We start from the raw sequence: 22,728 nt of genomic DNA on the forward strand, positions 1-22,728 counted from the left end.
ATCGAGACGCAAGTCTTAACTATGCAAACTTTGCAATATGTTCTGCAAACTTTGCGCAATATAATTGATCAACCGCTCCTATTGCAAATAATATTTTATTTTTCTGCCATCATATAGACGATTCTATGCAAAATATACGACATAGTTCTATTTTTGTTAGTGTATTTGGCAATATTACAAACTACATTTGCAACGTATGCAACGAAGAAAAGTACCTTGCAGACTTAGCAAACTAGCGATAGGTGAGATTTAGCCTTATTTTTGCTTTTACGTCGAATACATGACTTCCTCATTGCCCCATGTCAGTTGCTTTCTTAAAGGACGAGCGTAAAGAGTTAATTATTAAACAGATAGGACTCCACACGCGGATGAGCCTAACGGATTTGGCTACGACACTCAACGTGTCGGAAGACACGATTCGACGCGATATCAATGATCTGTCGGAAGAAGGTAAGCTGATCAAGATTCGTGGGGGTGCTATGTCAAAAGCGTATCATCACTCGTCACAGTTGCAGGAAACGTACGCACATCAAAATAAAATAACGATTGCGGAGAAAGCCTTGACGCTACTTCATGACGGTATGCTTATTCTGATCGGTGGCGGAACAACCATCCGGGAGTTTATCAAGATGATACCAACGGATCTGAAAGCCACCTTCATCACCGTAAACCCGCTGACAGCCGTTGAGCTGCTGGACAAGCCCAATCTGGAAATCATTATGATTGGCGGGCAAATTTCCCGCTATAGCCGAATGAGCGTTGGGGGCGAAGTGTACCAGCGGCTGTCTGAGTTACGGGTCGATCTGTGCATTATGGGAACAAACGCCATTGACCCCAAAGAAGGGCTGACCGACTCAGACTGGGAAACGGTACAGGCGAAAAAAGCCATGATTCGGGCGGCTCAGAAGGTAGCGGTATTGGCCATCGCCGAGAAAATGAATAGCGTCATGCGCATGAAAGTTGCGGATTTAGACCAGATCGATTACCTGGTTACGGAACTATCCGCTGACTCCGTACAACTGGCTCCTTACCGGACCGGACAGACAAACGTGCTTTAAGCAGTTGTTTTAAATTCTGGCCTAAAAACCATTCTGATTCTGTTCAATCGGCCTTTTTTCCATACAAAAGTCGTCCCATTCGCTCAAATTTTCAACCACAGCCCGACAAATGCTGTTTAGTAAGCAGTTCCGATTTCATACTAAACTAACGCTTCTTTGTCATGGGAAATTTATTGTACACCATCGCCGTCATCTTGATCATCATCTGGCTGCTGGGCTTCTTAGGATTTAACAGTTTTGGCTTAGGTGGCCTCATTCACGTACTGTTAGTTATCGCCATTATTGCCGTTGTTCTTCGCCTGATTCAGGGTCGAAGTGTGTAGCGGATTTGAGTAATACATGAAAAGCCAGTATCAAACCGATGCTGGCTTTTTTTATGGATACAAATGACTTTTTTAGCCGTTAGCGTTCTCTAACGTTTACCTAATTTTTTTCTAATGCTCTTCTAATCCGGCCAACTGGCCAACGCTCTACCTTTGTTGTATTAGTTTAACATGTATTTTAAGGTAGATAATCCAAAAATGCCAGCCCTTCTGGGACTGGCGTTTTTTGTTACGAACCGCTTCCTTTAAACTTAAGGAAACGTAACCTCCCCGGCTTCACCCGTGGGTTCAAGTACGGACACCTGGATACCCTTTGCCGAATCAGCTTCGTCTGGTTTTTGTCCGCTGGCCAGATAAGCTATGACCGCCTGCTCATTGGCAAAGTGATACCTTTCTATAACCTGGCTACCAGGTTCTGATTCCGGCGATTCCCTTTTTTGCCCGTCAGAAACAAGCAGGTTCAAAACGGTAAAATCATCGGTCCGACGAACCCTTATCGTTAATGTCGCCGACTCGGCGGCCCCGCCTTCCCGGTTGGTATTTAGAATTGTGTAGTAGTTACCAGCGTTGCCGGTATTTTCAAGAAGCCAGTTATAAATCGTTTCCATAGCGAATGTCCTCCAGACTGATTACAACCATAACGGAGTAAGAGTCATCGCTGTTTTTAAAATAGACGTATGCTGCGAGCGACGGCAACGTAAGCAGTCCACCAGGGCTATGATGGCAACACCTAAACGCAGTGAATGGCAACGGCGCTCACTACAATAGCTAACCAACTGACTGCTAATTATATAGCCATTCGGTGCCCGAAGCTTGTAAGCCTAATTATAAAAACCCCAAACAACTTCCGCCTTTACGTTGTCCAAAGACTAGTTACAATGCCTTATCTCAACGTCCCTATGGCCACGAACAACGATGATCTACACGGCAATGCGCCAGATTCCGCCCCGGTAGCGCTTCTGATCATTGATATGATCAATGACCTTGAATTTCCGGGTGGCGAAAACGTACTGGAGCCAGCCGAGAAAGCAGCCGAGAAAATTGCCCACCTGAAAAAGCAGGCGAAAGAATTAAAGATACCAGTCATTTATGCCAATGACAATTTTGGCAAATGGCGCTCTGATTTTAACGAACTCATTGATCACTGTCTGAACGACGGCGTTCGAGGCCAGCGATTGGTTGAACTTCTCAAACCCGACCGCGAAGATTATGTCGTACTGAAGCCGAAGCATTCTATTTTCTTCGCCACCACGCTTGATGCGTTACTGACCTACCTACACGTTGAGCAGCTCGTTATAATGGGTATCAGCGCCGATGTGTGCGTCCAGTTTTCGGCGAACGATGCTTACATGCGTGATTTCGGTTTGTACGTTCCAGCCGATTGCGTAGCCAGTCAATCAGCGGAAAACACCAAGCAGGCGGTCGATTACATGGCACGGGTCCTTAGAGCGGATACCACGCCCTCGGATAAACTTGATCTGAGCCGTTTGCTTCAAGAGTCATCATCAGTGCAAGAATAGAATATTACACTTTTTATAAATTTAAGTTTCCTTACATTGCTCAGCTTCTCCGTAGAACTTAGGCGTCAACATTCCTCTGAGCAATAGATTAACTACCTGATCGGCTTGATCAGCAATGTCTACCGGTAATGCCGCTACCATCTCAGCCGGAAACTGTTTTAAATAATCCGGATCGTTCAGTTGTTGCATGGCGCTGATGTACACAATCAGCGCTGTGTACCGCGTAGGATCATCCCGTACGTACCCTACACGTACGCCTTCGTCCATCAACTGCCCGAAATGCTTCAATAGAATTTCGCGTTTGTACACGCATAACTTCTCCCAAGCCTCTGGCTCTGAATGCCTTAAATCAGACCAGAAGTTTGGGTGTGTATTGGCAAAACTGACGCCGATGAAGCGTAGGTACTGCGCAAACCGCTGCCGCAACGACAAATCAACGTCGTTCAGAATCGCTTCGGCTTTGATCTGATAGTCTGCGGCAAATTGATCCATGCAGGCCATCAGGATGTCGGCCTTGCTGCTGAAATGATTGTAAATCGTCTTTTTACTAATCGATAAATCACGCACAATATCATCGATCAGCACATGACTGTAGCCATGTTGCAGAAACAGCCGTTGGGCGGATTCTAGAATCCGCTTACTCATTTTAATTTTTACAGACACTGTTTAAAAGTCAAGAGGAAACTAAAATACACCAAAAAGTGTAATATTTGCGCAACGAATAGCTGTACCATTGCCAAGTAAATAAAAACCGCGTTTATCGCCGAACGGTTCTTACCCATTACTCTATTACGCCATAGTAGCCATGAACTACGCTCCTAGTCAATTGTTTATCAGCGGCCTACTGATTTTTAGTCTGACGGCCTGCCAGTCAGCGTCCGATAAACAGCAGCATGCCAGCTCGGCTGCGCCCGAAGCTCCCGCTCCTATTCCGGTTGTTGTCAGTCCGATCAAAAATACACAGGAAGGGGGTCAACTGGTTCTGAGCGGCTCGGCCGAATCCGAAACAACAGTTAATTTAGGTTTTATGGTGGGTGGCAAACTCAACCGGGTTCCGATTCAGGAAGGCCAAACGGTTCGGGCGGGTCAGCTGATTGCGTCCATCGAGCCAACGGACTATCAGTTGGGCGTCACCATCGCCAACGCAAATGTGGCGCGGGTGCAGGACGAATACAACCGGCTCACCATTCTGAAAGAACGCGGCAGCGTGACGCCCAGCGATTATGAGAAAGTAGTTACGGGATTGGACGAAGTCAAAGCGCGGCAGCAGTTGGCTCAGAAAAATTTAAAAGAAACAAAACTGTACGCACCCATTTCGGGGATTGTAGCCCGCAAGGGAGCCAACCCCGGTGAAATCATCCCACAGGGTCAACCGCTTTTTCAGATTGCCGACATTCAGCCGATCAAGGTTCGGGTGGCCGTACCGGAATCCGAAGTAGGTCAGCTCCGGCTGGGACAATTGGCGCAGGTAACGATTCCAGCCCTTAATCAAACGTACAAGGGCAAAATATCCTTGATCGGTGCCGTGGCGGACCCTTCGTCGCGTACGTATTCGGTCAAGATCGACTTACCCAACCCCCGACTTCAGATTCGTCCCGGCATGATCGCCGACGCTCGCCTGACCTCATCGCATACCACAAAAGCGCTCACGTTGGCAGGCAATGCCGTCCTGCGCGACGATGATCAGTCCACCTACGTATTTGTGGCGGACCCTCAGAAAAAGCAAGCATTCAAACGCAAAGTAACCGTCGGAAAGGTTTTCGCCAGCGACGTTGAAATCACGTCGGGCCTTTCGGCTAACGATCTGATCGTCACGGGCGGACAGCAGAAACTCCAGAATGGTTCGTCGATTCAATTCAATCAGCCCGCACAATGAATCCCATCAAAGGCTCTTTACACTATCCGCAAGTGACGCTTAGCGTCGTGTTTCTGGCGGTAGCGGTTGGCATTTATTCGTTGCTGACCATGCCCCGCCGGGAGGACCCCAAAATTACGATTCGCTCCGGTCTGGTGGTTGCTTTTTACCCCGGTGCCAACTCGGCTCAGGTCGAAGATCAGGTAACGCGCAAAATCGAACAGTACTTGTTTGGCTACGCCGAAGTCCGAAAAGAAAAAACGTACTCGACCACCCGCGACGGGGCCGTTGTCATCAACGTTGAACTGGAAGAAAGCGTTAAAAACCCAGATATTTTCTGGTCGAAACTGCGGCACGATCTGAATCAGGCCAAAGTGCTGGATCTGCCCCAGGGCGTTCAGGGACCCATTGTCAACACCGATTTTGGCGACACGGTAGCCCTGCTCATCGGCATCGAATCAGATGATCTGTCGTATACGGAACTGGACCAGAATCTCAAACAGATTGAAGACGGTCTGCGTACGATCAAGGCGGTGTCTAAAATTCGGCGTTACGGCGAACAGAAAGAGCAGATTACCATAACGGCTCGTTCCGCGCAAATGGTGCAGTACGGCATTAAGTGGACGCAGGTCGTTCAGGTGTTGCAGGCTCAGAATGCCATCAAAGCGACAGGCAATGTTAAGACGGAAGATTCTCAAGTCCCGCTTTACGCGCAGGGCTATTACAATACCGAGCAGGAAATCAGTAATCAGGTTATTGGCACCAGTTCCACCGGCGCGGTCGTACGGCTGGGCGACGTGGCCACGATCAAACGCGAGTATACCGAACCGACATCAAGCATTACGGTCAACAGTCACCGCGCCCTGATGCTGTCGGTAGAGATGCAGGAAGGCAATAACATCGTTCAGTTTGGCGATAACGTAGCCGCCAAGCTGGCCGAGATTCAGCACAACCTGCCTAGTTCCATCAAGCTGACAACCGTGGTCAACCAACCGCAGATTGTTCAGCACAGCGTCAGCGATTTTATCCGCGAGTTTTTCCTGGCGATCATCTCGGTGGTGATCGTGACCATTATTCTGTTACCGTTCCGTATTGCCGCCGTAGCCGCGATGGCTATTCCCGTGACCGTTGCTGTCACCTTCGCCCTGTTGCACACCTTTAATATCGAACTGCACCAGGTATCGCTGGCTGCGCTGATCGTTGTTCTGGGGATGGTGGTTGACGATGCGATTGTCATTGCCGATAACTACGTCGAACTGCTGGACGAAGGCGTTGACCGCTGGACAGCCGCCTGGCGCAGTGCGAGTGATCTGGTCGTTCCCGTCCTGACGGCCACGGCTACCATTATCGCGTCGTTTCTGCCGATGGTCATCCTGAGCGGCTCGGTGGGCGAGTTTATTTTCTCACTGCCCATTACGGTTTCCATTGCCCTGGCCTCCTCGTTTATCGTAGCCATGCTGCTGACACCCTTTCTTTGCTACACGTTTATCAAGAAAGGACTTCATCAGGTCATTGATGCGACTCAGCAACACGCTCGGCCTAAAAAGAAATCGCTGCTTGATTACATGCAGGATGGCTACGACAAAGCCATTAGCTGGTGCGTCGATCACCGGACCGCTACGCTTGTTTTTGCCGTTGTGTCCATCGCTGCGTCGGGACTGCTATTCAAGGCCATCCGGCAGAAATTCTTCCCGGCAGCCGAACGAAATCAGTTCGTAGTTGAAGTCTGGATGCCGACGGGTACGAAGCTAGAGAAAACGAAAGAAGCTGTTGTCAAACTGGAAAACCTGATCAAAAACGATAGCCGGGTTACCAATTATGCGTCCTTTTTTGGCACCAGCGCTCCCCGGTTCTACTACAATTTTTCGCCGGAGCCACCCGTCACCTATTACGGTCAGATGTTGATCAATACGCATACGACCGAAGAAACCGAGACGCTGGCCGAAGAACTTACCGACAAAGTAGCGGCTGTTGTTCCCGAGGGAACGCCCCGCGTCCGATTGATGCAGCAAGGTTCGCTGACCATCGCCCCGGTTGAAGTTCGGATCGTCGGCAACGACCTCAACGAGCTAAAACGGCTTGGCGCACAGGTGCAGGCCATCGTTCGCCGTGCGCCGGGTAGTTCGCTCGTGCGCACGGATTTCAAAGAAGACTACTACGGTGTCGGCATCAACCTGAAAGACGAAGCCAACCGGCTAGGCTTCACCACAACGGGCGTTGCTACAAGCATTTATACCGGCTTTTCGGGCGCACCGATCTCCGTACTTTACGAAGGGGATCAGCCCATCAATCTGGTCCTTCGGCTCGACGAAGAAAGCCGCCGGAATTTTTCGGACCTGGAAAACACCTACCTGTCATCGCCCGTTACGGGCAGCAGCGTTCCACTTCGGCAGATCGCCACGCTGCAACCCGAGTGGCAAACCGGTCGCATTATGCACCGCAACGGCGTTCGGACGCTGACGGTTCAATGCGAGCCCAGCGGCAATGTTCTACCCTCGGAAATTCTGAAAGCCATCCAGCCCCAGATTGCCAAGCTTGATCTTCCCGTTGGCTACAGCATCCAATACGGGGGTGAAGATGAAAACCGCCGAGCCACGTTCAGTCAGATGGTTGGCGCGCTGGGAATCAGCCTGGTGCTTATTTTCCTGATCCTACTTTTCCAGTTCCGCAACCTGAAAGAATCGCTGGTCGTCATGGCGTCGATTCCGCTTAGTCTGTTCGGTGCCTTGCTGGGTCTGGTACTCACCGGCAACCCGTTTGGCTTTACCGCTTTCATGGGGCTCATCAGCTTATCGGGCATCGTTGTCCGCAACGCCATTATCCTGGTCGATTACGCCAATGAACTGATGCGAAAAGGCATGGACGTTCGTACAGCAGCGATAGAAGCCGGAAAACGACGGTTGCGTCCGATTTTCCTGACGACGATGGCCGCAGCGATTGGGGTTGTCCCCATGATTTTGTCGGGTTCACCGATGTGGAGTCCGCTGGCGAGTGTCCTTGCCGTGGGGGTCATTTTCTCGATGGTCATGGCGCTGCTTGTCATACCGGTTCTGTTTGTGATGACGGTCAAAAAGGAAAAAACGGTTACCGTAGCCACCACCTAGATTCAGTCAGTTATGAAGTGTCGTATCGTATTCGTACTCTGTATTTTCGTATTCATCAACCCAGCGCTCCGGGCGCAGACGATCACGCTTGCCCAGGCGCAGGAACAAGCTATTCAGCAAAACCGACGCCTTAAAATTGCCCGCTACAAGGTGGACGAAACAAGCTATAAAATTACGGAAGCGCGCAGTCGGCTTTACCCGTTGATCGTCGCCAACGGCATGTACACCTACAACGGTGTCACGCAGGATCTGACCTTGCCGCGCGGTTCTATCAGCGTGTTACCCGGTGCAACGCCCATCCCGTTACCGCAGCAGGACCTGACCTTGTTCAGGGCAAAACATCATCTATTTCTCGGCAATGTGCTGGCGTATCAACCCATCAGCCTGCTCGGAAAAATTAAGGACGGCATTAAAGTAGCCCAGGCCGACGTTGATTTAGCCAACACGCAGGTTAGCCAGGCGGAGCTGGCGATTCGGCAAGGGGTAGAAAAACTGTATTTCGGTCTGTTGATTGCTCAGAAGCAGCAGCAACAGGCTTTAGCCACCATTGCATTGACGCAGGCGAAGCTATACGATCTGGAAAGTGCCCTGCTGGCTGGTAAAACCGACCCGGTCAACAAAGTAGGATTACAAGCCGATCTGGCGAACCAGCAGCAGCAGCTTCTGCAAACCAACAACCAGATCGAAGACTATACCGCCGATCTGAACGAACTGATGGGGCAACCCACTGGAACGGCCTTGACCCCAACACCACTAGCCGATTCGCTGCCGGTTCTTCCCCCGGTCGAAACGTTTTTAGAGCGGGCCAAAAGCGGTAATCTAGAGGTTCGTCAGGCCGACCAGACCAGCCAGAAAGCGTCGCTTGGCGTACAGGCCGCCCGGAAGGATTACATTCCAACCGTCGGGGCCGTTGGTGGTTATTTGTTCCAGAATGTTATTTCCGACCTTCCGCAGAGTAATTACTTTCTGGGCTTGCAGGTAAGCTATACTATCGTTGATTTCGGTCGGCGCAAAGCGTCGCTTAACCAGCGACTTTCGCAGCAGAAGCAGGCCGACGAAAACCGGCAGTACACCCAGGAACACATTACCGGCGAAGTCGAGAAAGCGTACCGAAAAGCCCGACAGGCGGCAGCGCTGCTACCCGTTGCGGCTCAGGCGGCTCAATACCGGCGCGATGAATTCAAGCTAAAGAATGATCGATTGATTGCTGGTCTAGCGCTCAAGCGTGATGTGCTGGAAACACAGGCCGCCCTCACCAAAGCCGAAGTTGATTTGTACGCAGCACAACTAGCCTATCGCCTGGCTGTCTCCGATTTGCACCTGTTAACAGGCACACTCCGCTAACCTGGTTCTTGTCTGTCAGCTGACCAACCAAAAAATGGCCGCATCCCAGCAGGATGCGGCCATTTGGTTAACAATTCACCTAGACTTTATGCGCTTAAAACGCTTTCCCTATACTTGGAGGACCGTCAACACAATCAACTGTTAGGATTTGGTCCCGGATGAAGCTGAAACCAAAAGCCAGTTCATTTCTTACCGAATTACTAGTGATCATCCGCTTATACCGTTCTAATGCATACCACTTCGCTTATTTTCGCCAACAACCGGTGACGCTTTGGGTTACTCTTATAGAGGCCACTGTGTCCGTTGCTGGACACGCATCAAACCCATGTGGCTTTTACTACTACCGAAACGTTATGGAAAAGGACACAAACAAAAAATTCTTTGCCAACATTGTCCCGATACTCAAGGACTCTTTTAACGGCTTTTTGGATGATCGCTGCCTGAAACTAAGCGCAGCTCTTGCCTACTATACGGTGTTTTCGCTGGCCCCGCTGCTGGTGTTGATTATTTCGCTGATCAGCGTTTTTCTCGGCCAGGAAGCTATTCAGGGGGAAATTTTTTCGCAACTCAACGGACTGGTGGGCAACGAAGCGGCCAAACAGATTCAGGATATGATCAAGAGTGTAGAGCTATCAGGCAAAACGAACACGGCCTTGGCTATCGGGATTGTCACATTGTTACTGGGTGCCACCAGTATTTTCGTAGAAATTCAAGATTCCGTCAATATGATCTGGCGGGTTAAGGCGAAACCAAAACGCGGCTGGTTAAAACTCGTCAAGGATCGTCTGCTTTCGTCGTCGTTAATCATCAGCTTGGGCTTCCTGCTCCTGGTATCGTTGATTGTCAACGGTCTTGTACTGGCCTTGAGTGGTTTCCTTACTCGCTACATTCCAGGTCTTGGCGTTTTCCTGATCAGTGCGATTAACCTGGCTATTAGCACCGGGGTCGTCGCAGTGCTCTTCGGCGTTATTTTCAAAGTATTACCCGACGCCAAAATTGCCTGGAAAGACGTGCGCTGGGGTGCGTTCTTTACGGCTTTGCTGTTCATGCTGGGTCGCTACCTCATCGGTCTGTACATCGAAACGACTAGTACTAGTTCGGCTTACGGAGCTGCCGGTTCGCTCATTGTTATCCTGACCTGGATCTACTACACGGCAGCCATCCTGTACTTTGGCGCGGAATTCACGCAGGCCTACGCAAACCACGTCGGCATTCGGATCGAACCGGCAGACTATGCCGTGTACGTCGAGCAAACCGAACGGGAACGCACCGACGTTAAAAGTATTCCCGTTGAGCAGAAAGCGGCTTCAAGTCGTTAATTCGACGTAAATAATGAATTTTATTCATTGATAGTCAATCAATTAATAGTCATTTTTGTGTCGTTTTTTGTCATCCCGAGGAACGACAAAAAATAACCATTATTCACGTTAATTCAGGGCGTTTTCTGTTGTTGACAGCCTTTCGTTTGCAAACGAAAGGCTGTTTTTTTATGCGTTTTCTACCGTTGGGTGGCGGCCACAAACCGAAGCAAATCCTGATAGATGATGTTCTTCTTCCAGAACAACTGCGTGACCATCGCGATGTGTTTTTTGCGGGGCAACTCCGTGAACTCATACTTTACACCCACTTCCTTGAGCCGCTGACTGAACTTGCGGGCGCTCCGAGCAATACTTGGATACGTACGCTCCCCTACAAATAGCAGCATGGGCGGTGTACGGGCATCGACATGGTACAGAGCCGATACCGCCCGCCAGACCGCCGGGTCTTTTCCGAACGGAATGAGGTATTTTTCGTCGTCAGGGTATTCCATTTTTTGCAGGTAATCATACATATCGAGTCCCGCCGGATCATCGAGGATTGCCCCTTTGATGGGATTGCGATCCAAACCCAGTTTCGTAAAATACGCATCGTCGGTAGCGAGCAGGGCCGCCAGTCCGCCCCCCGCCGAATGTCCCATCACAAAAATCCGACCCGGATCACCACCGTATTCGGAGATGTGCTGCGCTGCCCAGCGAACCGCCCTGGCACAGTCGTCCGCTTGCTCCGGTACTTCTACATCAGGGGAAAGCCGGTAGTTGATCACGACAGCCACCACACCTTGCTTAGCCAATCGTCGCCCGATAAATGCGTACAGGCTCTTGCGGCCACTATTCCAGTTTCCGCCGTGAATAAACACCACAACCGGGCGACCCAAAACCACTTTATCGGTAGGCGCATACACATCAAGCTGATGCCGCTCGGCATCATAGTCGGGATAATCAGCGTTCACGTACGCAATATCCTTGGTTCGCCGACTGGCGCGGGCAAACGTGTATTCATTCGCCAAAATTAAAACGGTCAATAGTACAAACAGGGTAACGGGCGCAAGCGCGAAAAAGCGAAAGAAAGTCATTATTGAAAGCGAACGGAGTAAACCCGCTTCAGGTATACAAACTCGATTCGGGATTTGTTCTGTTCTCGTTCTGCTTTCCCCACCTGAATTCTTTTTGCAAAACACGACGTAACGGTTCGGTAACAAATACCAACAGTAGGACAGTACAGGAAAGCCCTTCTCCGTGTGTCTACTACATTTGGTCAAATCAAAAAGCGAAACACACACCGCTGCTTCCGGCGGCTTATCAACTATGTCAACCACGACAAAATCATTTCAGCACGTCAGTTATTTATGGGATGAAGCCAAAGCGGCAGAACTGGCTGGCGACGAGGTAGGGCTGTTAATTTACCGGTCTAACCTGCTCGGGGCCGATCTGCGCCTGACCAACTACGGGGGCGGCAATACGTCCTGCAAAGCGACGGCTAAAGATCCGCTAACGGGTCAGGACACCGAAGTTATGTGGGTAAAAGGGTCCGGTGGTGACTTGGGTACGCTAAAACGCAGCGGACTGGCGGCTTTGTACGTAGACCGTCTGCGGAGCCTTAAAACCATTTACCGGGGGCTCGAATTCGAGGATGAAATGGTCGAGCTGTTCAACCACTGCATTTTCGATCTGTCGTCAAAAGCGCCGTCTATCGATACCCCCCTGCACGGTTTTCTGCCGTTCAAGCACATCGACCACCTCCACCCCGACGCAGCCATTGCCATCGCAGCAGCCAAGGACGGCAAACAGATTGTGCAGGATTTATTCGGTGGTACACTCGGCTGGGTAGACTGGCAACGTCCCGGCTTTGATCTGGGTCTGAAACTGGAAGCGTGCGTTCAGGCCAATCCGGGCATCCAGGGTATTTTCCTCGGTTCGCACGGTTTGTTTACCTGGGGCGACACGGCGTACGAAAGCTACGTTAACACGCTGGAAGTCATTGAACGGTGCGCCGAATACCTCGAAGAAAACTACGGCAAAAAAGGGCCTATTTTCGGGGGTACGAAATTGGAATCCGTCGAAAAAGACGACCGGTTGAAACAGGCTGCGGCACTGGCTCCCATCCTGCGCGGGTTCTGCTCGAATCAGCAACCGATGGTCGGCCACTTTACCGACGACGACCGCGTTTTGCAATTTATCAACTCGGCGGATCTTGACCGGCTGGCTCCGATGGGTACCTCCTGCCCCGACCACTTTCTGCGCACAAAAATTAGTCCGCTCGTGCTGGAACTGGCTCCCAACGACGACTTGTCCGACGCGCAGGCTGTCAAAGCGAAACTAACCCCGGCGTTTGAGGCCTACCGGGCCATGTACGAGGATTATTACAACACCTGCAAGCATCCCAACAGCCCAGCCATTCGCGACAAAAATCCGGTGGTCATTCTGTATCCGGGGGTGGGTATGTTCACCTTCGCCAAAGACAAGCAGACCGCCCGCGTAGCCGCCGAATTTTACATCAACGCCATCAACGTAATGCGCGGGGCCGAGGCCATTTCGGAATACACATCGCTACCTCGTCAGGAAGCGTTTAACATCGAGTACTGGCTTTTGGAAGAAGCCAAGCTGCAACGGATGCCGAAACCCAAGCCGCTGACGGGCCGGATTGCCTTGGTTACGGGCAGTGCGGGTGGTATCGGTAAAGCAATCGCCAAACGGTTTCAGGCCGAAGGGGCCGTGGTGGTCATCAACGACAACGACGCCGACCGGCTGAAAGGAGCCGATGACGAATTCAACCAGCAGTACGGCAAGGACGCTTACGCATCGGCGCTCCTCGACGTTACGGATGGCGCAAGCATTCGGAAAGCCTACGATGTGGCGGCACTGGCATTCGGTGGTGTAGACATTGTGGTCAACTGCGCCGGTCTGTCGATTTCCAAACCCATTGAAGAGCATACCGAGAAAGACTGGGACTTGCTGTACGATGTACTCGTAAAAGGCCAGTTTCTGGTAACCCAGCAAGGAGTCGAGATCATGCGCAAACAAGCGATTGGGGGCGACGTACTGAACATCGTCAGCAAGAACGCCCTGGTGTCGGGTCCCAACAACGCGGGCTACGGATCGGCCAAAGCCGCGCAACTGCACCTGAGCCGACTGAATGCCGCCGAACTGGGCAAAGACCACATCCGGGTGAACGTGATCAACCCCGACGCGGTCATTTCCGATAGTAAAATCTGGGCGGGAGCCTGGGCCGAAGGTCGCGCCAAAGCCTACGGCGTAACGGTCGAGGAATTGCCTGCCTACTACGCCAAACGTACCCTCTTGAACGAGATCATTTTGCCCGACGACATTGCCAATGCGTGCTTTGCCTTTGTCGGTGGCCTGCTGAACAAATCGACGGGTAACGTACTGAACGTTGACGGTGGCGTAGCAATGGCTTTTGTTCGATAAACTTCAATCCTAAACCCTTATGCAACTCGAATCGTATCAAATTGCCGACCATAACAACAGCCTTCAGGAAAGTCACCAGCGTAAACTGGCGTACTGGACCGAAGAACTGGCGAACGCGGAAGCGATCATTGCAAAACTTATTGATTTTCAGATCGCTATTCCGAGCTGGGCGCTGGGAACGGGTGGCACTCGCTTCGGGCGGTTCGCCGGGGGCGGTGAGCCGCGTTCCCTGGAAGAAAAGCTCGAAGACATCGGTTTGCTGCACGCCCTGAACCAGTCGAGCGGAGCCATTTCGCTGCACATTCCCTGGGATATTCCGACGGACCCCGAAGCAATCAAACAACTAGCCGCTCAGCATGGTATCCGGTTCGATGCCATGAACTCGAACACGTTTCAGGATCAGCCGGACCAGCCGCTCAGCTATAAGTTCGGGTCGTTGCAGCACGTCGATCCGGCGGTTCGGCAGCAGGCTATCGACCACAACATCGAGGTAATTCGGCACGGTATTGCGCTTGGCTCCGATTCGCTGACGGTCTGGCTGTCGGATGGGTCCTGTTTTCCGGGTCAGCTCAATTTCCGCAAGGCGTTTGACCGGACATTAGGCAGCCTTCAGGCGATCTACGAAGCCCTGCCCGACGACTGGAAACTGCTCGTTGAATACAAAGCCTACGAACCGAATTTTTATTCGACTACGATTGGCGACTGGGGTTCGTCGTTGCTGTACGCCACCAAGCTCGGTCCCAAAGCCTACACGCTGGTCGATCTGGGTCACCACCTGCCCAATGCCAACATCGAGCAAATCGTTGCTATTCTGCTGAACGAGAAAAAACTCGGCGGTTTTCATTTTAACGACTCCAAATACGGGGACGACGATTTAACGGCGGGCAGCATCAAACCCTACCAGCTGTTTCTGATCTTCAACGAACTCGTTGACGGATTGGACGCGCGCGGTCTGGATCACGCAACGAGTCTGGGCTGGATGATCGACGCTTCGCACAACGTGAAAGACCCGCTGGAAGATTTGCTCCAATCCGTTGAAGCGATCCAACTGGCCTACGCGCAGGCGCTGCTGGTCGATCGGGTGGCCCTGGAAGAAGCACGGGAAGCCAACGATGTCGTTCGGGCGCAGGAGATCTTGCAGGAAGCGTTCCGTACCGACATTCGACCGCTGGTAGCCGAAGCCCGTCGGCGGGCGGGCGGTGCGCTCCAACCGCTGGCTTTATTTCGCCAGTTAGCCGTCCGCCAGAAGCTTATCGGCGAACGCGGTGCCAAGACCATCGCCACCGGTTTATAAGTGATACCGGTTACGGAACGCAACCGTCATGCGTTCCGTAACCGGTATTTTCGATCATTCTTATTGCCTACCCCCCGCCCTATGCCTGCAACGCCTGTTATCGCCATTTTCGACGTTGGCAAGACGAATAAAAAACTGTTTTTGTTTAATGAGCAATACGACATTGTCTGGGAAAAGACGACGCAGTTTGACGAAACGGCCGACGATGACGGTGACCCCTGCGAAGACGTAGCGCGGTTGGCGGATTGGGTACGCGATTCGTTGCAGGAGGCTGAAAAACTCAATGAATTCACGATCAGAGCCGTCAACTTTTCCGCTTACGGAGCCAGTTTTGTCCATCTGGATACGGATGGTAACGTAGTGGGTCACCTGTACAATTACCTCAAGCCATTTCCAGCAGCGTTACGGCGGCAATTTTACGCAACCTATGGCAGCGAAAGCGACCTATCGGTGCAAACGGCCTCACCCGCGCTGGATAGCCTGAATTCGGGTCTGATGCTGTATCGGCTCAAGCACGATAAACCGGCGCTATTTACTCGCACCACGTGTTCGCTGCACTTACCGCAGTACCTGAGCTACCTCGTTACGGGGCAATGCTTCTCGGATCTGACCAGCATTGGCTGTCACACGATGCTATGGGATTTCGTAAAAAACGATTACCACGACTGGGTAAAAGCGGAAGGAATCGACCAACGTCTGGCTCCGATTTTCCCGTCGGATGCCGTGGTATCGACCCACGATACGACCTTGCCGTATCCGGTTGGCATTGGTCTGCACGATAGTTCGGCGGCTCTCATTCCGTACCTGGCTTCGTTTCAGGACGCACCCTTTATCTTGATCTCAACCGGTACCTGGTCGATCAGCATGAACCCGTTCAATACCAGCCCGATCTCACCCGAAGAATTGCAGTATGATTGTTTGTGCTACCTGCATTACAAAGGTCATCCCGTGAAAGCATCGCGCTTGTTTGCGGGTTACGAACACGAACAGCAGACTAAACGACTGGCGGAGTATTTCAACGCGCCCGTTGACTATTACAAAACGGTTGCCTACAATCCAGGCACCATCCAGTCGTTGCGCACCAACCGGCCCGATTCCGGCACCAATTTCGATCAGGTAAAAAACCCACCCATGCAGGAATCGCTGTTCGGCTACCGGGATCTAGCTCATTTTCAAACGTACGAAGAAGCGTATCATCAGCTGATGCTGGACATCGTGGCTCAGCAGTTGATTTCGACGGATCTGGTGCTTGAAAATTCACCCGTCAAGCGGTTATTTGTGGATGGCGGATTCAGCAAAAACCCGATTTACATGGCTTTGCTGGCAACGGCTTTTCCGCAAACGGACGTGTATGCCGCTTCGGTAGCGCAGGCGACCGCGTTAGGTGCCGCCCTGGCTATTCATCAGCACTGGAACAAGCAGCCTATTCCGACCGAAATCATCCAATTGAAACTGTACACCGCTGACTCCGTAGCTAGTTCGTCGCCATTGACCAACCGGTAAAGCTCGTTACAAGCCGTTATCATCGCCCCAGACTCTTTTTTAGAGACTATTCAAAAATTTGTTTTATACCATTTCCATCCTGGCTCCGGCGAAATGGCCCGATGCCAAGACCGGGTCGCCGGGCCGGGTGGCCGGAGCCAGGACAAAAAACGTCCACTTCGGTTCGTCAGGACAAAATTTAGACAGCCTCTTACAACCTGAAACTGATTCGGGAAAGCACGTCGGTGCCGACGCGGGCGATAAATCGGTACTCCCCCGACGCGGGTAAAGTTATTGACTCGGTAATTTGGGCAGTGTTCACATATTGTTTTTCAAACATGACAACACCCTGGCTATCGGTGACGTGCACATCAATTGTTTTTGGACTGGGAATGGCTACTTTGATCGTGGCGGAACCGGTAGCCACATTGGGGTAAATGGCTAGTTGCCCCTCAAACCGCACATCCGTATTCGTCGGATTATCGACATCCACCGCAAAGGCATCCAACAAACAACCGGATTGATCGGTAACCGTATAAGTCGCTGACGCTGTCGGCGCTACGTTGATCGTCCTACCCGTTTGGCCCGAACTCCAGGTATAATTACCGGGCCACGATGCCGTCAGGGTAAGCGGCTTACCGGGCGTCGTCAAAAAATAACGACGTTGATTCACTTTCTTCAGCACGGTAAATTTGTCGCGGACAACCCCATCGGCAGCCACCCACTGTGCATCGAGCCGGTTGTCGGTAACGTCGATGACCATCGAGCCGCCCACCTGGTTATCTGAATACACCATAGCCGGATGCGGATATCCCACAGACTGCCAGCCCAGTTGCCCACCACTCCCGTTAACGACGTAGATCGTACCCGCCTGCTTATTCATGATCGGGCACGAATTGGGCGAACCGTCGTAGCGGGCGTTGCCAGTCGACACCGCGTGTTGACTCTTGTCGAACGTGGTCGATTGCCCGTAATGACCTTTCATCAGATAGCTACGCTCGTACAAATGGCTATGGCCCGACAAGACCAGATCAACCTGATACTGCTCCAGAATAGGCAATAGCTGCTGGCGGATTTGAATCAGATCGTTGGCGTTATCCGAATCATGCGACCCTTTGGTATAGGGCGGGTGGTGAAAAAACACGATCGTCCAGGGCTGGCGATTAGCGGCTAGATCCTTTACGAGCCATTGCGCCTGCCGACCGTTTGGGTCATACACGCGGCCACCGTCATTACCCTGTGAATCGAGGGACACGAAGTGAATATTTGCATAGTCGAACGAATAATTGCGTTTCGACCCCGACGCTACGCCCCCGGCCTCAGCCTGTTGGGGTACATTGACCAGCCGAAAATAATCAATATCCAGGTTGTTTGGATTGTCCACGTACTCATGGTTACCGGGGGTAGGCCATACCGGCAGGCGCTTCAGCAGGTCGGTGTACACGTTGAAAACATTCTGCTGGTATTGGGAATCGTAACCCTGATTGTAGGCATTATCGCCGAGCCATAGCCAGATGTCGGCGGGGCGGTCTTTCGTGGCATTCCGGTATTTCTCCAGTACGGCAAACTGATTGGCAGTGCCACTACCAAAATCGCCCAGCGCCCAGATACGAACGGGAACGGTTGAACCCGCCGTTGGCGACGTTTGAAAATACTGTTCACCGGAAGCCATCAAATCGTTCGTGTTCGTACCAATGGCGTAAAAATAACGGGTAGCCGCCTGCAAGCCCGTCAGGGTAACGACGTGTTCGGTAGTCAGAGCCGGATCAGAAACCGCCTGCGTAAGCTGGTCAGCATTCGCCCCGAAACGAACCCGGCTGGTCGTTGGCTGGTCGGTTCGCCACCGGACGGTTATGCTCGTCGGCGTAACGACTTGCAGATAAGGCGAACGGGTGACAGTCTGTGCGTTAGCAGCAGCCTCGCTTAGGAACAAGCAGACCAGCCACAGCACAGGTGCGGTATATTTACGGATCATGAGTAGTGGTAAAAACTACTAAAACTAAGAAATCATATGACAAGTTGCATCAACCAAGCGCAGGCAATTCCGCCGTAGGTACCCAGTACATGACTCAATACAGCCAGCAAAACGCCCACGGGTGCCAGCGCCGGATGAAACACAGACGCTACTGCCGGGGCCGTCGCCACCCCGCCGATGTTGGCCTGACTGCCTACGGCTACGAAGAAATAAGGCGCTTTTAGCCAGCGGGCGGCCACAAACATGACCAGGATATGAATAAGCATCCAGATAACGGCCACCCCAAACAGCCCAACATTACCGCTGACGTTCGACAAGTCGAGCCGCATTCCGATGGTCATAATCAGGAAGTAGATGAACAGAGTCGATAGATCGGTCGTACCCAGTTTTTCGAGCTTACGGGCACGGGTGAACGACAAACCAACGCCCAGGCTGGTTGACAAAATAACCACCCACAGGAAATTGGACAGAAACGGCTCCAGGCCATGCGCCCGCATCCAGTCGGCGTGGGGTTGAAACGTTTTGGTCAAATAAATGGCCAGGGCGTGGGCAATAGCAGCTCCCCCGAACCCCAGTGCCAGGATCGTTGTCAGATCGGTTAGATCGGTCGGTTTGTCGCGCTCCTCTCGGTAGTTTAAAATGCGTTGTTTTACTTCTTCGATGCTGCGGCTATCCGCTTTCAGAAAACGGTCGATGCGTTCCGAATACGCGGCTCCGTAGATCAGGCAGGCCGTCCAGGTATTAGCCACAACCGCATCGACCACCAGAATAATGACGAACAGGGCTTCGCTACAACCATAGATTTCCTTCAGTGCGATCTGCGTACCGCTTCCGCCAATCCAGCTACCGGCAATCGTAACCAGACCTTTCCAAAGCTGCTGTTCTTCGGCCTGTTGGTGAAAAGCGGGTGATAATGTACTGACAATCCACAGCGCAATGGGACCACCGAGAATAATGCCTACCGTTCCGGCCAGAAAAACCAGCAGGGCTTTGTTCCCCAACCGAAGAATAGAGCGTAAATCGGCGGTAGATGTGAGCAGGACCAGCGCAGCCGGCAAAAGGTATTGGGAGGCTACGGTGTACAAGCTCGATTGCTCGCCCGAAATAACGCCTAAACTGTTCAAGGCCCCCGGAAAAACGTAACACAGCAGCAAAGCCGGAACCCAATTGTAAAAGCGCTGCCAGCTTTTGTTTTCGGAGCGGGATGTATGAAAGATTAAAGCCAGCAAGGCCAATAGGATGCCTAACACAATGGCATCGTGAGCAATCAGGGGTTGTTTAGGCATTCGAGTAGGTACAGCACAGACCATTCGCTGGTCTTGGCAGCTAGTTACAGAAATAATTTGGCACGGGCCAGGCTTATCACCGGCGAAGTTGGCGAGCGATTCGATTTCTTCGACAAATCGCTTTCGCCAGGATGAGACAGGTAAACCTATTTATCGCTACCCGCCTGGATAGTTACATTGCCGGACCCCATGGCGAAATTGACTGGCTGTACACCGAAGGCGACTTTGGCTACGAAGCGTTTATGAAACGTTTGTTTCGGCCAATATCATCGGGTCTGTGCAATTCCTTGAGGAGCAGGACGGAAGAGACATCTTCTGGTTGAGATGCATTACACGAAATAGCATTGTGCGGTTCGACTTACGTTAATCAGTTATCCTTTTGTCGTGGTGTCGGCGGGTCCGTGGTGTCAGTTTCTCAAAACCGACACCACGGACCCGCCGACACCACTCTGCCCGTATTACATTACAGATTTTGGACAGTACGGATTACACGAAAGCGTGAAATAGCCGGCAGAGCGGGATTTGGAAGATCAGTCAACGAACACAACACTCTCAAGGCATCCGGTTGAGCCCTTCCCAGCGCACCTTCCAGCTTCCATCCTGCGGAAAGCCCGGCGAAGCGGGCCCCGCGTAGCCGTCCCAACCCGCGCACATCATCGACACCGCCATCAGCAGCCCGCCGTTGCCGGGAAGGTAAACACGGAGGTTGTCTCGCTGATAATTGTGCCCGTTGGGCAGGTACGTATTTTTCGTCACCTTCATCAGCAACGCATCCACGGCTTGTTTAGGTCGCCCCAGCCGGGCTGCGGTCATAGCCACCAACGGATAGTCCCAGCCCCAGGTATCTTCCCAATGCCAGACCGCCATAACCTTGTCGAAGGTGCGCTGCATCGTAGCAATATCCAGCCTATCCGAAGCGGGCAGAAATCCATAAGCACCCAATACGGTTGGGTGGTCGGTCATATACGGCTGAAACGTGTAGGAATCGGGAGCGCTCTCAGCCGCCAGATACAAGCCGTCCTGTACCGGCAAGAGGGACAATTTAGTCAGTACGTCGTCCCATTTTGGATTGCGAGCAAGACCCAACCGCTCGCGCCACTGCTGCGCAACGGAAAGTCCCCACCGCCAGTAGGCCAGTTCAAACGTTGGGTTGTACGTTTCTTCGGGCTTGAATCGCTCCTGAGCCGGAATTAACGCTTTTCCCAAGATGTACCGATTACGGGTCGAGTCCCAGTAAGCATAGGAGGCCATAAAATCAGCCGTATCGAACACCAGCTCTTTGTATTTCTCCAGCGTGGCCCGGTTCTGGTGATGCCGATACGCTAATTCGGCAAAATACAGGATGTGTGGCTGTTGCCAGATCAGAAACGGCGAAATGGTTGACGGACTTTCGTTGCCATCCTCGTCGGTCATTTTCTGCCAGCGTACGCCCTTAAAACCCTGCCGCTCGGCAATCGCGCGGGCTTTCTTTTGCACCGACCGATACCAGCCCAGACTTCGTTCCAGCAGATCGATTCGGTTCCACTGGGCGAAATGGGCCGCGTGCCACCAGTGCATTTCCAGGTGCGGTCTGCCGTACCAGCTGTTGTAGGTCAGGCCCGTTTCCTGCGGAGGCATCGAACCCGCACACTGAATCCGGGTCAGGTATTGCGATAACACAACGCGTCGTTCCAGTTCGGTCGTGCGGGGGTCGGTGCTCCCCGAAAAATCGACGGCCCCACCCGACTCCCAGAACTGCGCCCAGCTTCGATGACTACGAGTCTGCGTGTCGGTAAACGACGTAGGTGTTTCGCCGGTTGGCCGCTTCGAAAAACGGCAACTCATGTCGAGCGATGTCTCCTGACCGGACGGTTTCAGCACGAAGGTATGCGGTTCCGTTTGCTCAAGCGAAGCCTTCGAACGCCAGACGATACCCGCCGAATAATGAGTCGTATCAAGCGTTCGGTCTACAACCGCTGCGTTGGCGTTTATTGGCCGAAGTCGCGACGTATGGCGTTCCGGGTTCTGCCAGTCTACGTTGTTTTCCCACCCGCCCGCAGCGTACGGAAAGCGTATGGTTAACACCAAATGACCAGTTTTGAGTAAAGGCGACTGTACCCGAACGGCCAGTTGATCCTGAGTCGGATGAGCCACCGTCCATACATCCACCGACTGACCGTCAAATTCAAAATGACTACGAATCTCGCCCGTCCACAAGTTCAGCACCTGACGAATGTGCCCCAAATCCTGCGGTTTGGCCAGTGTCCCATCCGCTTTGGTCAGCCCGAAGCCAATCTGGCCTAGCTGCAACCGATGCGGATTCTCCCGAAACCAATCCGACGCCTGTTTCTTCCGCGTGGGTTCTGAATAGGCATACATGTACGCAATCATTCGCCCGTGTGATTGGTAGTCTTTGTACACTTCTTCGATCCGGTATTGCTGCGGGTTCGGGAAACTGTGCCAGCCCCACTGCGACTGCGTACCGAGCGGAACGCCCTGTCGATAGGTTTCGGGAAAGGTTTGCAGTCCAGTTGGGTCAACCGTGAACGCAAACTCGCCGTTGCCGACCGACAGCGACTGCATCGAATCAAAGCGGGTAACGACGACGTTATGACGCGTGACCACGGCTTTACGGTCAATGCGCGCTTCCGGTGAGAAGTCGTGAGTGGTAGGTTGACGCAACAGGTTTCCGAGCAGGCCCAGCGTACCCAATACCAATAAGCGAGTGAGCATATAAGCAGTTGATTGCCGTATAAAGGCGCT

16 protein-coding genes are annotated in these 22,728 nt (G+C 52.3%); 10 read left to right on the plus strand and 6 right to left on the minus strand.

Annotated features, from left to right (window positions below):
- Positions 1-299 precede the first annotated feature (299 nt).
- Both LQ777_RS13485 and LQ777_RS13490 read left to right on the plus strand, forming a co-directional pair.
- Positions 300-1,058 (plus strand): DeoR/GlpR family DNA-binding transcription regulator, encoded by a 759-nt coding sequence (locus tag LQ777_RS13485; RefSeq protein WP_232558446.1) that lies wholly within the window; start codon positions 300-302, stop codon positions 1,056-1,058.
- A gap of 161 nt (positions 1,059-1,219) precedes the next feature.
- Positions 1,220-1,381 (plus strand): lmo0937 family membrane protein, encoded by a 162-nt coding sequence (locus tag LQ777_RS13490; RefSeq protein WP_232558447.1) that lies wholly within the window; start codon positions 1,220-1,222, stop codon positions 1,379-1,381.
- 251 nt (positions 1,382-1,632) lie between these two features.
- Here LQ777_RS13490 and LQ777_RS13495 read toward each other — a convergent pair whose 3' ends face one another.
- The gene (locus LQ777_RS13495; protein ID WP_232558448.1) at positions 1,633-1,989 is read right to left on the minus strand and encodes a hypothetical protein; all 357 of its coding nucleotides are present in this window, start codon (positions 1,987-1,989) and stop codon (positions 1,633-1,635) included.
- 291 nt (positions 1,990-2,280) lie between these two features.
- On the opposite strand from LQ777_RS13495, the gene LQ777_RS13500 reads away from it, so the two are divergent.
- Positions 2,281-2,901 (plus strand): cysteine hydrolase family protein, encoded by a 621-nt coding sequence (locus LQ777_RS13500; protein ID WP_232558449.1) that lies wholly within the window; start codon positions 2,281-2,283, stop codon positions 2,899-2,901.
- A gap of 21 nt (positions 2,902-2,922) precedes the next feature.
- Here the strand turns inward: LQ777_RS13500 and LQ777_RS13505 are convergent, their stop codons facing one another.
- Positions 2,923-3,564 (minus strand): TetR/AcrR family transcriptional regulator, encoded by a 642-nt coding sequence (locus LQ777_RS13505; RefSeq protein ID WP_232558450.1) that lies wholly within the window; start codon positions 3,562-3,564, stop codon positions 2,923-2,925.
- 142 nt (positions 3,565-3,706) lie between these two features.
- Here LQ777_RS13505 and LQ777_RS13510 point away from each other — a divergent pair, with 142 nt between their 5' ends.
- From LQ777_RS13510 to LQ777_RS13525, 4 genes are all read left to right on the plus strand, one after another.
- Complete coding sequence (locus tag LQ777_RS13510) at positions 3,707-4,777, plus strand: efflux RND transporter periplasmic adaptor subunit (RefSeq protein ID WP_232558451.1); 1,071 nt, start codon at positions 3,707-3,709, stop codon at positions 4,775-4,777.
- Positions 4,774-7,860, plus strand: coding sequence for an efflux RND transporter permease subunit (locus LQ777_RS13515; protein WP_232558452.1), 3,087 nt, complete (start codon positions 4,774-4,776; stop codon positions 7,858-7,860). The genes LQ777_RS13510 and LQ777_RS13515 overlap by 4 nt, the downstream gene beginning before the upstream one ends.
- Before the next feature lie 12 nt (positions 7,861-7,872).
- Entirely contained in the window at positions 7,873-9,204 is a 1,332-nt protein-coding gene (locus tag LQ777_RS13520; protein WP_232558453.1) for a TolC family protein, read from the plus strand.
- Positions 9,205-9,557: 353 nt separating this feature from the next.
- The gene (locus tag LQ777_RS13525; protein ID WP_232558454.1) at positions 9,558-10,523 is read left to right on the plus strand and encodes a YihY/virulence factor BrkB family protein; all 966 of its coding nucleotides are present in this window, start codon (positions 9,558-9,560) and stop codon (positions 10,521-10,523) included.
- 179 nt (positions 10,524-10,702) lie between these two features.
- Here the strand turns inward: LQ777_RS13525 and LQ777_RS13530 are convergent, their stop codons facing one another.
- Positions 10,703-11,596, minus strand: coding sequence for an alpha/beta hydrolase (locus LQ777_RS13530; protein ID WP_232558455.1), 894 nt, complete (start codon positions 11,594-11,596; stop codon positions 10,703-10,705).
- Between the two features lie 232 nt (positions 11,597-11,828).
- Here LQ777_RS13530 and LQ777_RS13535 point away from each other — a divergent pair, with 232 nt between their 5' ends.
- The 3 genes from LQ777_RS13535 to LQ777_RS13545 all read left to right on the plus strand — a co-directional run bounded on the left by LQ777_RS13535 (position 11,829) and on the right by LQ777_RS13545 (position 16,746).
- Complete coding sequence (locus tag LQ777_RS13535; RefSeq protein ID WP_232558456.1) at positions 11,829-13,949, plus strand: bifunctional aldolase/short-chain dehydrogenase; 2,121 nt, start codon at positions 11,829-11,831, stop codon at positions 13,947-13,949.
- A 19-nt stretch (positions 13,950-13,968) separates the two neighbouring features.
- Positions 13,969-15,243 carry a sugar isomerase gene (locus LQ777_RS13540; protein WP_232558457.1) on the plus strand — a complete coding sequence of 425 codons (1,275 nt, stop codon included), beginning with the start codon at positions 13,969-13,971 and terminating at the stop codon, positions 15,241-15,243.
- An 81-nt stretch (positions 15,244-15,324) separates the two neighbouring features.
- Entirely contained in the window at positions 15,325-16,746 is a 1,422-nt protein-coding gene (locus LQ777_RS13545; RefSeq protein ID WP_232558458.1) for an FGGY-family carbohydrate kinase, read from the plus strand.
- Positions 16,747-16,936: 190 nt separating this feature from the next.
- Here the strand turns inward: LQ777_RS13545 and LQ777_RS13550 are convergent, their stop codons facing one another.
- From LQ777_RS13550 to LQ777_RS13560, 3 genes are all read right to left on the minus strand, one after another.
- Positions 16,937-18,700, minus strand: a complete 1,764-nt coding sequence (locus LQ777_RS13550) for a purple acid phosphatase family protein (protein ID WP_232558459.1) — start codon at positions 18,698-18,700, stop codon at positions 16,937-16,939.
- Between the two features lie 32 nt (positions 18,701-18,732).
- Positions 18,733-19,986, minus strand: a complete 1,254-nt coding sequence (locus LQ777_RS13555) for a DUF819 family protein (protein WP_232558460.1) — start codon at positions 19,984-19,986, stop codon at positions 18,733-18,735.
- 552 nt (positions 19,987-20,538) lie between these two features.
- A complete protein-coding gene (locus LQ777_RS13560; RefSeq protein WP_232558461.1) occupies positions 20,539-22,698 on the minus strand; it encodes a hypothetical protein in 2,160 nt (719 codons plus the stop codon).
- Positions 22,699-22,728 lie beyond the last annotated feature (30 nt).

This window comes from Spirosoma oryzicola (genome assembly GCF_021233055.1).
Classification (GTDB): domain Bacteria; phylum Bacteroidota; class Bacteroidia; order Cytophagales; family Spirosomataceae; genus Spirosoma; species Spirosoma oryzicola.

Excerpts from the sequence above, each read along its gene's own strand:
- LQ777_RS13540 (WP_232558457.1), top strand. The coding sequence starts at position 13,969 with ATGCAACTCGAATCGTATCAAATTGCCGACCATAACAACAGCCTTCAG.
- LQ777_RS13555 (WP_232558460.1), bottom strand. The coding sequence starts at position 19,986 with ATGCCTAAACAACCCCTGATTGCTCACGATGCCATTGTGTTAGGCATC.
- LQ777_RS13515 (WP_232558452.1), top strand. The coding sequence starts at position 4,774 with ATGAATCCCATCAAAGGCTCTTTACACTATCCGCAAGTGACGCTTAGC.
- LQ777_RS13545 (WP_232558458.1), top strand. The coding sequence starts at position 15,325 with ATGCCTGCAACGCCTGTTATCGCCATTTTCGACGTTGGCAAGACGAAT.
- LQ777_RS13510 (WP_232558451.1), top strand. The coding sequence starts at position 3,707 with ATGAACTACGCTCCTAGTCAATTGTTTATCAGCGGCCTACTGATTTTT.
- LQ777_RS13485 (WP_232558446.1), top strand. The coding sequence starts at position 300 with ATGTCAGTTGCTTTCTTAAAGGACGAGCGTAAAGAGTTAATTATTAAA.
- LQ777_RS13490 (WP_232558447.1), top strand. The coding sequence starts at position 1,220 with ATGGGAAATTTATTGTACACCATCGCCGTCATCTTGATCATCATCTGG.
- LQ777_RS13520 (WP_232558453.1), top strand. The coding sequence starts at position 7,873 with ATGAAGTGTCGTATCGTATTCGTACTCTGTATTTTCGTATTCATCAAC.
- LQ777_RS13525 (WP_232558454.1), top strand. The coding sequence starts at position 9,558 with ATGGAAAAGGACACAAACAAAAAATTCTTTGCCAACATTGTCCCGATA.
- LQ777_RS13535 (WP_232558456.1), top strand. The coding sequence starts at position 11,829 with ATGTCAACCACGACAAAATCATTTCAGCACGTCAGTTATTTATGGGAT.
- LQ777_RS13495 (WP_232558448.1), bottom strand. The coding sequence starts at position 1,989 with ATGGAAACGATTTATAACTGGCTTCTTGAAAATACCGGCAACGCTGGT.
- LQ777_RS13560 (WP_232558461.1), bottom strand. The coding sequence starts at position 22,698 with ATGCTCACTCGCTTATTGGTATTGGGTACGCTGGGCCTGCTCGGAAAC.
- LQ777_RS13500 (WP_232558449.1), top strand. The coding sequence starts at position 2,281 with ATGGCCACGAACAACGATGATCTACACGGCAATGCGCCAGATTCCGCC.
- LQ777_RS13550 (WP_232558459.1), bottom strand. The coding sequence starts at position 18,700 with ATGATCCGTAAATATACCGCACCTGTGCTGTGGCTGGTCTGCTTGTTC.
- LQ777_RS13530 (WP_232558455.1), bottom strand. The coding sequence starts at position 11,596 with ATGACTTTCTTTCGCTTTTTCGCGCTTGCGCCCGTTACCCTGTTTGTA.